Origin of the sequence: Amaricoccus sp. (assembly GCF_017993425.1) — a bacterium.
Classification (GTDB): Bacteria; Pseudomonadota; Alphaproteobacteria; order Rhodobacterales; family Rhodobacteraceae; genus Amaricoccus.
The window spans coordinates 1-10,528 of sequence record NZ_JAGOMQ010000072.1; the positions used below are offsets into that span (position 1 = coordinate 1).

Below are 10,528 nucleotides of genomic sequence, written 5' to 3' on the forward strand. Positions count from 1 at the left end.
AAGAGGCCAAACCAAGCGTTTCGCAGAGGTCTCTTGAATATAAACGGTGAAAATCATTGCATCGTTATCAGCGCCGCATTTCGCGGCGCCGTTCGATTCACTTCGAGGTTCCGCCATCCCCGCCCCGACCGCTCCGCGTCGAGCAGGTTGACATGCGCATGTCAACCTGCGGGCACCGCCACGAGGCGAGACGTTGCCGCCGGTCAACCCCTTGCCGCCTCCGTCGTGGAGCGCGGGATAACCGGCCCGTTAACAAATTTATATAAACATATCAAAATACTGACTGGCGTCCCGCTGTGGGGCGCTCCCCGCGCGCGATCCAGCGGCGCCCACCCGGCCGCCGTAATCCGCCCGGGGCCCTCCACGGCCTCCCACCCCTACCCCGCCATCTCCAGCACCGGCGTCGCGGCGAGGAGCTCGCGCGTGTAGGGATGCGACGGCCGCTCGAACACCCGCCGCGTCGGACCGCTCTCGACGATCTCGCCCGCCCGCATCACCAGCACCCGGTCGGTGATCGCCCGCACCACGTGCAGGTCATGCGAGATGAACAGGTAGCTCAAGCCATAGCGCGTCGAGAGCCCGCCGAGCAGGTCGAGCACCTGCGCCCGCACCCGCACGTCGAGCGCCGACACCGCCTCGTCGAGCACGATCAGCTTCGGCCGGATGATCAGCGCCCGCGCGATGGCGATGCGCTGGCGCTGCCCGCCGGAGAACTCGTGGATGAACTTCTCCGCATCCGCGGCCGCGAGCCCCACCGCCTCCAGCGCCGAGACGACCGCCGCCGCCCTTTCCTCGCCCCGCGGCGCGTCGTCGAGGAGGTGGAACGGCTCGGCCACCAGCCGCCCCACCCGCCAGCGCGGGTCGAAGCTGCCGTAGGGGTCCTGGAACACCGCCTGCATCCGGGCGCGGATCTCCGGCGCCATCGCCTCGCCCGCCCGGATCTCGTCGCCGTCGAGCACGATCCGCCCCGCCTGGACCCTGTCGAGCCCGAGCACCGCCCGCATCAGCGTCGACTTGCCGCAGCCGCTCTCGCCGACGAGCCCGAGGCTCTCGCCGGCATGGAGCGTGAAGCTGACGTTGCGCACCGCCCGCGTCGGCGTCTCCCGCCCGAAGAGGCCGCGCCGCGGCCCGGGATAGTCGCGCGTCAGCCCCTCGACCTTGAGGAGCGGCGTCCGCGCGATCCGCGGCAGCCGCGCCGGCCGGTGCGCCGAGGCGGCGATCAGCGTCCGGGTATAGGGATGCCGCGGCGCCCGCAGCGCGTCGCGCGTCGCGCCCGCCTCCACCACCTTGCCGCCGGTCATCACCGCCACCCGCGCCGCGGTCTCCGCCACCACGGCGAGGTCGTGGGTGATCAGCACCAGCCCCATGCCGTCCTCGTCGACCAGCCGGCGCAGCAGCACGAGGATCGCCGCCTGCGTGGTCACGTCGAGCGCCGTCGTCGGCTCGTCGGCGATCAGCAGCCGCGGCCGGAGCGCGATCGCCATGGCGATCCCCACCCGCTGCCGCTGCCCGCCCGAGAGCTCGTGCGGGAACCGCTCCAGCGGGAACCGCCCCTCCGGCAGCCCGACCCGGTCGAGCGTCGCCCGCGCCACCGCCCGCGCCTCGGCCCGCGACGCCCGGCCATGCACCCGCACCGTCTCGGCCACCTGGTCGCCGATGGTCTGCAGCGGATTGAGCGCCGTCATCGGCTCCTGGAAGATCATGCCGACGTCGCGCCCGCGGATCGCGCACATCTCCGCCTCGGTCCGCGCCAGCAGGTCGGCGCCCCCGAGCAGCACCCGCCCGCTCGCCCGCGCCCCCCGCGGCAGGAGGCCCATCACCGCGAGCGCGGTCATCGACTTGCCGGAGCCAGACTCGCCGATCACCCCCAGCACCTCGCCCGGCCCCAGCCCCATCGACACCCGCTCGAGGATCGGCGCCCCGTCGATCTCGACCGACAGGTCCTCCACCGCCAGCAGGCTCATCCGCGCCCCCTCACGCCCGGCCCCTCACGCCTGCCCCCTCGCGGCCGCGCCCTCATTCCCGCGCCCTCACGCCCGCGCCCTCACGCCCGCGCCCTTCGCACGCGCGGGTCGAGCAGGTCGCGCAGCCCGTCGCCCATCAGGTTCAGCCCCAGCACCGTCAGCACGATGGCGAGCCCCGGGAAGATCGCCAGCCACGGCGCGAACGAGATCATCGTCTGGCTCTCCGCCAGCATCCGCCCCCAGGACGGCGTCGGCGGCTGCGCCCCGAGCCCCACATAGGAAAGCCCCGCCTCCGCCAGCACCCCGAGCGAGAACTGGATCGTCCCCTGCACGATCAGCAGGCTCGCGAGGTTCGGCAGCACGTGCTCGACCGAGATCCGCGCCGGCCCCTTGCCCGCCACCCGCGCCGCCAGCACGAAGTCGCGCTGCCACAGCGCCAGCGCGCCCCCCCGCGCCAGACGCGCGAAGACCGGCACGTTGAAGATGCCGATGGCGAGGATCGCGTTCACCGCCGAGGGCCCGAAGACCGCCGTGATCATGATGGCGATCAGCAGCGCCGGAAACGCGAAGACGAGGTCGTTCCCTCGCATGATCGCCTCGTCGAGCAGCGACCCCCGCGCTGCCGCCGCCGCGAGCCCGAGCGGCACGCCGAGCCCCATGCCGATCCCGACCGCGACCAGCGCCACCGCGATCGACACCCGCGCCCCCACCATCGCCATCGAGAACACGTCCCGCCCGAAATGGTCCGTCCCGAACCAGTGCTCCTGCGAGGGCGGCCTCAGCTTCGCCGCGATGTCGATCGCCGCCGGATCCCAGGGCGTCCACACGAAGGACGCCAGCGCCGCGAGCGCGAAGATCCCGGCCAGCGCCCCCCCGACCCACAGGCTCCGCGTCACGCCCGCCTCCGCAGCCGCGGGTCGACGGCGGCGTAGGCGAGGTCGACGGCGAAGTTCACCACGATCACCGCGAAGACCAGCAGCATCACCACGCTCTCGACCACCACGAGGTCGCGCGCCGAGATCGCCTGGAACACCAGCCGCCCCAGCCCGGGCAGGAAGAACACGTTCTCGATGATGATCGCCCCCGCGAGCAGGAAGGAGAACTGCAACCCGACGATCGTCAGCACCGGGATCAGCGCGTTCCGCAGCGCATGGCGGCGCAGCGCCTGCCCCCGCGTCAGCCCCTTCGCCCGCGCCGTCCGCACGAAGTCCTCGCCCAGCGTGTCGAGGAGCGACGAGCGCATCACCCGGGCGAGGATCGACGCCTGCGGCAGCGCCAGCGCGATCGCCGGCAGCGTCAGCGCCTTCAGCGCCGGCCCGACCCCCGCGCCCCAACCGGGGAACCCCCCGGCCGAGAACCAGCGCAGGTTGACCGCAAAGACCAGCACCAGCAGCATCGCGAACCAGAAGTTCGGCACCGCCACCCCGAGCTGCGTCGCGCCCATCACGCCCGCGTCCACCGCCGTCCCCCGCCGCGACGCCGCCCAGATCCCGACCGGGAACGCGATCGCCGTCGACAGCGCCAGCGCATAGACCGCGAGCGGCAGCGACACCTGCAACCGGTCCGCCACCATCCCGGCCACCGGCGTGCGATAGGTGTAGGAGACCCCGAAATCCCCGGTCAGCATCCCCCCGACCCAGTCGAGGTAGCGGACCGCCGGCCCGGCGTCGAGCCCGAGCTCCGTCCTGAGCGCCGCCACCGTCTCGGGGCTGGCGTTCATCCCGAGCATGTAGGCCGCCGGATCCCCCGGCACCACCTCGATCGCCGCGAACACCACGACGCTCGCGACGACGAGGCTCGCGACCAGCGAGCCGAGGCGATGGACGACATAGCCGAGCACGGGAGTCCCCCCGATCCTCGGCGCATCCTAGTTGTGCGCCCCGCCGATTTCCAGCACGCCCCAGGCCTTCGGGCGCCCCCCGGCCCTCGGCCCGTCCCGGCCTCCAGCGCGCCCCTGCCCTTCCTGCCCTTCCTGCCCTTCCTGCCCGTCCCGGCCCTTCCAGCGCGCCCCGGCCTCAAGCGCGCCCCGGCCTCAGGGGCGCCCCGGCCTCCAGCGCCGCCCGCCCGCACACCCCGACCCCTCCAGCGGGCCGCAGCCTTCCGCCGTCCCTTCCAGCGGGCCGCCGCCTTCCGCCCCAGGCCCTCCAGCCCCCCTTCCTGCATCGCCCCTGTCCTCCAGAGCTCCCCAGCCTTCAGCATCTCCCGGCTTCATCGCATCCCGGCCCTTCCAGCCACCGGCCCTCCAGCGCGCCCCACTGCCCCTCCCTCACGCGCCCCGCGCTCCCCCCGCGCCCACCTCCGCTTGGCGCCGCCCGCGAACGCGCGCAGGATGACCGCAGCCGCGGCCGGGATCGCGGGGGAGCCTCGGGGAGAAGCATGGTCCGCGCATCGCCGGAGCGCGCCGCCGGAGCGGGCGCGGCGTGACGCGCGCCGTCCCGCTCCTCGCCGGCCTCGCCGGCTTCCGGCCGGAATGGCTCCGCCAGGACATCCCCGCCGGCCTCGCCATCGCCGCCGTCGGCCTGCCCAGCGCCGTCGCCTACCCGGCCATCGCCGGCCTGCCGCCGGAGACCGGCCTCTACGCCAGCATCGCCTCGGTCTTCGGCTACGCCCTGCTCGGCCCCTCGCGCCGGCTGATCGCCGGCCCCGACGCCGCGACGATGACCGTGCTCGCCAGCGTCATCGCCGGCGTCGTCGCCTCCGCCTCCGAGGGCGGCGGCTCCCCGGCCGCCATCGCCGCGGCCATGGCGCTGGCCGTCGGGGCCTGCTGCCTCCTCGCCCGCGTCCTCGGCCTCGGCGCCATCGCGAGCTTCCTGTCCCGGCCGATCCTCGCCGGCTTCTTCGCCGGCATCGCGCTCTCCATCGTCGTCGGCCAGCTCGGCCGCATCACCGGCCTCGACATCGACGCGGACGGCCTCGTCCCACCGCTCGTCGAGGCGCTCCGCGAGACCGGCGACGCCAACCCGCTCTCCCTCGCCACCGCCGCCGCCTGCTTCGCCACCGTCCGCCTCGCCGACGCCTGGCGCTCGCCCGTCCCCGGCCCGGTGATCGCCATCGTCGGCGCCGCGGCGCTCTCCGCGCTCCTCGACTTCCGGGGCATGGGCGTCGCCGTCATCGGCGACGTCGAGGCCGGCCTGCCGCCGCTCGGCCTCCCCGCGGTGAGCGGCCTGCCCTGGGGCCGGGTCCTCGTCGACGCCGGCGCGATCTTCCTCGTCAGCTTCGGCGCCGGCATCGTCACCGCCCGCAGCTTCGGCGTGCGCACCGGCGAGCGCGTCGACCCCTCCGCCGAGCTCGTCGGCTTCGGCGCCGCCAACATCGCCTCCGGCCTCTGCGGCGGCTTCCCGGTCACCGCCTCGGATTCGCGCACCGCGATCAACCTCTCGATCGGCGGCCACAGCCAGGCCGCGGGCATCGTCTCCGGCCTCGTCCTCCTCGCGGCGATCCTGTTCCTCGGCCCGGCGATCAGCGTCGTCCCCCAGCCGGCCCTCGGCGCGATCCTCGTCGCCGCGGCGCTCAGCCTCATCGACCTCGGCGCGCTCCGCGAGGTCTGGCGCGTCAGCCGCATCGAGTTCGCCTTCGCGCTGATCGCCCTCGCCGGCGCCGTCGGCTTCGGCGTCCTGCAGGGCGTCGTCGTCGCCGCCGCCGCGACCCTCGTCTACGTGCTCCACGCCTCCATGCGGCGGCGCGTCGCCCTCCTCGGCCGCGTGCCGGGCCGCCCCGGCTTCTACAAGCTCCACCGCGAGCCGCTCGCCGTCGCCACGCCCGGCCTCGCCATCGCCCTCGTCGAGGGCGACGTGCTCTTCTTCAACGCCGACGCCGTCGATGCGAGCCTGCGCGCCCGCTTCGACGACGCCGCCGCCGCGCCGGACTGGCTGATCCTCGACGCCAGCGCCATCGCCCTGGTCGACGTCACCGGCGCGATGATGCTCGACGAGCTCGCCCGCGACCTGCACGAGCGCGGCGTCCGCCTCGCCATCGCCGACGCCCACGCCCCGGCCCTCGCCCGCCTCGCCCGCGCCGGCCTCGTCGCCCGCATCGGCCCCGACATGGTCTTCCCGACGCTGGACGCCGCCGTCGCCGCCTTCGACGCCGCGAGACCCGCCCCCGCGCCGCCCGCAAACCCGCCCGGGGCGGCGGGCGGCTCCGGGCGACCCTGAACCACCCGCGACCAGCGCGACCAGAAACCAACCGATGATGCTACACGACGCCTGCTGGATCCAAGGGGCGCGCGCGCCGACCGACCGACCGACCGACCGACCGACCGAAGCGGGCTTGCCCGCGAGGCCCGGCGCGACAAGCGAAAGCACGGCTTTCGCCGCGCCGACGGCTGGAGCGCAGTTGCGCGCGGAGGCCGTGGGGGGGACAGATTTCCCCGTAGCGTGCAATCCGTCCGTGATCGCCCCGGCGAGCGCGGAATCGCGCCCGCCCCCCGAGGGGCGATCGCGGACGGATTTGCCACGGGTCAAATCCGTCTGTCGTCCCCGTCGCGACCTGCTTCCAGCGGGGCTTCCGCTCCACCGACGTGCAGCATGTCACGCAGATCGGTTGGCCCAACCGACACACTGCACGACGCCTGCCTGCTGGATCCACGGCGCGCGCGCCGGCCGACCGAAGCGGGCTTTGCCCGCGAGGCCACGGCGCGACAGGCGAAAGCATGGCTTTCGCCGCGCCGACGGCTGGAGCGCGTTGGCGCGGAAGCCGTGGGGGGTGAAGATTTCCCCGTAGCGCGCAATCCGTCCGTGATCGCCCCGGCGAGCGCGGCTTCGCGCTCGCCCCCCGAGGGGCGATCGCGGACGGATTTGCCACGGGTCAAATCCGTCTGGCGTCCCCGCCGCGACCTGCTTCCAGCGGGGCTTCCGTTCCACCGACGTGCAGCATGTCACGCGGATCGGTGGGCCCAACCGATGACGCTCACACCCCGGCTACAATGATATCAATGCCTTACCGAATATTCACGCGTGAACACCCGACCGGCGCCGCCGGCGCCGAGGCCCCGGCGGGTCCCTCAGCCGCCCACCCGCTTCCAGTAGCGCAGCGCCCGGCAGGCCTCCGCGAAGGCCTTCGCGCCGGCGGCGAGGTCATGGACGCCGCCGTCGCGCGCCACGCCCGCCGCCGCGAGCAGCCGCTCGGCCGCGCCGCCGACGCCGATCAGCTTCGCATGCGCGAAGGCGTCCGCCACGAAGGCCCTGGCCGGATGGCTCGCCGCCAGCGCCTCGGCCCCCTCCGCGCTCGCCAGCACCGCCACCGCGTCGAAGAGCGCCGACGGCGCGCCGGCGAGCGCATGCTGCGCCTCCACCCGCCGCCCCCCAGCCGCGGCGACGCCGCCCACCTTCGGCGCGATCACCTCGACCATCGCCCCCTCCGCGGCGAAGGCCTCGCGCAGCTCCGTCACCGCCCGCGCGTCCACCCCGTCGGTCGCCAGCAGCCCGAGCTTCCGCCCCTTTAACGTCCCCGCGGCGTTGGCGAGGATCGACAGCGCCGGCGACGGCGCGAGGTCGACCGGCGCGACCGCCGGCTCGTGCGCGTCCGGCGCCCGCGGCAGCCCGAGCCCGTCCGCTACCGCCGCGGCCAGCCCGGCGTCGATCAGCGGCAGGTGCCCGACCACCCGCTCGCGGATCGCCGGCGTCTCCACCTTGGAGAGCTCGAAGGTCAGCGCCTCGGCGATGTGCCGCTGCTCCACCGGCGTCTGGCTGCGATAGAAGAGCCGTGCCTGGCTGTAATGGTCCGCGAAGCTCTCCGCCCGCAGCCGCCGCCGCTCCCCCTCGACCGGCGCCGGGAAGCTGCGATAGCCGGCCCGCGGATCCGCCCGCGGCCCGCCCTCGGCCCAGGAGTTCGGCTCGTAGTTCGCCCGCCCCTTCGGCCCGCGCATCTGCATGTGCCCGTCCTGCTGGAAGTGATGGATCGGGCAGCGCGGCGCGTTGATCGGGATATGGGTGAAGTTCGGCCCGCCGAGCCGCTTCAGCTGCGTGTCGAGATACGAGAAGTTCCGCCCCTGCAGCAGCGGGTCGTCGCTGAAGTCGATCCCCGGCACGACGTTCTGCGTGCAGAACGCCACCTGCTCCGTCTCGGCGAAGAAGTTGTCCGGCATCCGGTCGAGCACCAGCCGCCCGACGATCCGCACCGGCAGCTCCTCCTCGGGGATGAGCTTGGTCGGGTCGAGCACGTCGAAGGCGAAGCGGTCGGCGAAGCCCTCGTCGAAGACCTGCAACCCGAGCTCCCATTCCGGGAAGTCCCCGGCCTGGACGGCGTTCCACAGGTCCCGCCGGTGGAAATCCGGGTCCGCGCCGTTGATCTTCACCGCCTCGTCCCAGACCACCGACTGCATCCCGAGCTTCGGCTTCCAGTGGAACTTGACGAAGCTCGACTTCCCCCCGGCGTTCACCATCCGGAAGGTATGGACCCCGAACCCCTCCATGAAGCGGAAGCCCCGCGGGATCGCCCGGTCCGACATCGCCCACATGATCATGTGCAGCGATTCCGGCGTCAGCGAGATGAAGTCCCAGAAGTTGTCATGCGCCGACGCGGCCTGCGGGAATCCCCGGTCCGGCTCGTCCTTCACCGCATGCACGAGATCGGGGAACTTCATCGCGTCCTGGATGAAGAAGACCGGGATGTTGTTGCCGACGAGGTCCCAGTTGCCCGCCTCCGTGTAGAGCTTCACCGCGAAGCCCCGCACGTCGCGCGCCAGATCCGCCGAGCCCCTCGCCCCCGCCACCGTCGAGAACCGCACGAAGGCCGGCGTCCGCTTGCCCGCCTTCTGGAACGGCGCCGCCATGGTCAGCTCCGCCAGCGCCTCCGTGGCCTCGAAATACCCGTGCGCGCCGTAGCCCCGCGCATGGACCACCCGCTCCGGGATGCGCTCGTGGTCGAAGTGGAAGAGCTTCTCGCGGAGGTGGAAATCCTCCATCAGCGTCGGCCCGCGCAGGCCCGCCTTCAGCGAGTTCTGGTTGTCCGAGACCGGCACGCCCTGCGCCGTCGTCATCGCCGCCCCGCCGCGGTCCGGCGCCTGCTGCGTCTCCCCGCCGTTCCCCGGGTTGCGCCTGCGCTCCCGCGTCGCGTTCCCGGACTGGCTCTCCGAGGTCGGCTCGAAGATCGTCCCGTCGCGCTCCGTCGCTGGACCCGTCGTCGCTGGCATGGTCTCCCCCATCGCTGGCCGCGCACGCGCCAGGCCCGGGCCACGCCCGTCCCCGCGATGCCTCCGTTCGGGAAACCGCCGTCCGCCCCCCCGGTTCCCCCGCGCGCCTCACGGGGCGGGCGACGGGCCGGAAGGGTCCGCCTTGTCGAGCTATGTCAGGGAAATCGTCAGATCGCCGACCCCAGCGCCTCGGCCACGGTGAAGATGTCCTTGTCCCCCCGCCCGCACATGTTCATCACCAGCAGCGTCTCCGGCGGCAGCGTCGGCGCGAGCTTCGCCACGTGGGCGAGCGCATGCGCCGGCTCCAGCGCCGGGATGATCCCCTCCGTCTCGCAGCTGAGCCTGAACGCCTCCAGCGCCTCCGCGTCGGTCACGCTCACGTATTCCACCCGGCCCATGTCGTGCAGCCAGGCGTGCTCCGGCCCGATCCCGGGATAGTCGAGCCCGGCCGAGATCGAATGCCCCTCGATGATCTGCCCGTCCGCGTCCTGCAACAGATACGTCCGGTTGCCGTGCAGCACCCCCGGCCGCCCGCCGGTCAGGCTCGCCGCGTGCTCCATCCGCTCGTCGACGCCATGCCCGCCGGCCTCGACGCCGATGATCCGCACCTCCTTGTCGTCGAGGAACGGATGGAACAGCCCCATCGCGTTCGACCCGCCGCCGATGCAGGCCACCAGCACGTCCGGCAGCCGCCCCTCGCGCTCCAGCATCTGCGCCCGCGCCTCCTTGCCGATGATCGACTGGAAGTCGCGCACCATCGCCGGATAGGGATGCGGCCCCGCCACCGTGCCGATGCAGTAGAACGTGTCGCGGACGTTGGTCACCCAGTCGCGCAGCGCCTCGTTCATCGCGTCCTTGAGCGTCCCCCGCCCCGCGGTGACGGGCCGCACCTCGGCGCCGAGGAGCCGCATCCGGAACACGTTCGGCTTCTGCCGCTCGACGTCCGTCGCCCCCATGAAGACGACGCACTTGAGCCCGAACTTGGCGCAGACCGTCGCCGTGGCGACGCCATGCTGCCCCGCCCCCGTCTCGGCGATGATCCGCGTCTTGCCCATCCGCCGCGCGAGCAGGATCTGCCCGAGCACGTTGTTGATCTTGTGCGCGCCGGTATGGTTCAGCTCGTCGCGCTTGAAGTAGACCTTCGCGCCGCCCAGCCGCTCCGTCAGCCGCGGCGCGAAGTAGAGCGGGCTCGGCCTTCCGACGTAATGCGTCCAGAGATCGTCCATCTCGGCCCAGAAGTCCGCATCGGTCTTCGCCTTCTCGTATTCCGCCTCGAGGTCGAGGATCAGCGGCATCAGCGTCTCGGAGACGAAGCGGCCGCCGAAGTCGCCGAAGCGCCCGCGCTCGTCGGGGCCGGTGCGGAAGGAATTGGGCTGGTTGATGGTCACGGGCTCGCTCCTCGGATCCCGCCCTCCATACCCCGCCCCCCGCC

6 protein-coding genes are annotated in these 10,528 nt (G+C 73.1%); 1 reads left to right on the top strand and 5 read right to left on the bottom strand.

The features are described from left to right. Positions 1 to 377: 377 nt before the first annotated feature. From KBB57_RS19425 to KBB57_RS19435, 3 genes are all read right to left on the bottom strand, one after another. Complete coding sequence (locus KBB57_RS19425; RefSeq protein WP_290753887.1) at positions 378 to 1,964, bottom strand: ABC transporter ATP-binding protein; 1,587 nt, start codon at positions 1,962 to 1,964, stop codon at positions 378 to 380. An 80-nt stretch (positions 1,965 to 2,044) separates the two neighbouring features. After that, positions 2,045 to 2,860 carry an ABC transporter permease gene (locus tag KBB57_RS19430; RefSeq protein ID WP_290753890.1) on the bottom strand — a complete coding sequence of 272 codons (816 nt, stop codon included), beginning with the start codon at positions 2,858 to 2,860 and terminating at the stop codon, positions 2,045 to 2,047. Continuing rightward, the gene (locus tag KBB57_RS19435) at positions 2,857 to 3,804 is read right to left on the bottom strand and encodes an ABC transporter permease (RefSeq protein WP_290753893.1); all 948 of its coding nucleotides are present in this window, start codon (positions 3,802 to 3,804) and stop codon (positions 2,857 to 2,859) included. Before KBB57_RS19435 ends, KBB57_RS19430 begins: the two co-directional genes overlap by 4 nt. A 580-nt stretch (positions 3,805 to 4,384) precedes the next feature. On the opposite strand from KBB57_RS19435, the gene KBB57_RS19440 reads away from it, so the two are divergent. Beyond that, positions 4,385 to 6,118 carry a SulP family inorganic anion transporter gene (locus KBB57_RS19440; RefSeq protein ID WP_290753896.1) on the top strand — a complete coding sequence of 578 codons (1,734 nt, stop codon included), beginning with the start codon at positions 4,385 to 4,387 and terminating at the stop codon, positions 6,116 to 6,118. Between the two features lie 848 nt (positions 6,119 to 6,966). Here the strand turns inward: KBB57_RS19440 and KBB57_RS19445 are convergent. Together KBB57_RS19445 and trpB are read right to left on the bottom strand one after the other, a co-directional pair. Next, complete coding sequence (locus KBB57_RS19445; RefSeq protein ID WP_290753898.1) at positions 6,967 to 9,096, bottom strand: catalase; 2,130 nt, start codon at positions 9,094 to 9,096, stop codon at positions 6,967 to 6,969. A gap of 167 nt (positions 9,097 to 9,263) precedes the next feature. Beyond that, the gene (gene trpB / locus KBB57_RS19450; protein WP_290753901.1) at positions 9,264 to 10,484 is read right to left on the bottom strand and encodes a tryptophan synthase subunit beta; all 1,221 of its coding nucleotides are present in this window, start codon (positions 10,482 to 10,484) and stop codon (positions 9,264 to 9,266) included. Between the last annotated feature and the right edge of the window lie 44 nt (positions 10,485 to 10,528).

Bases quoted from the DNA above. Each gene is read 5' to 3' on its own strand.
- KBB57_RS19425 (WP_290753887.1), bottom strand. From the start codon at position 1,964: ATGAGCCTGCTGGCGGTGGAGGACCTGTCGGTCGAGATCGACGGGGCG.
- KBB57_RS19445 (WP_290753898.1), bottom strand. From the start codon at position 9,096: ATGCCAGCGACGACGGGTCCAGCGACGGAGCGCGACGGGACGATCTTC.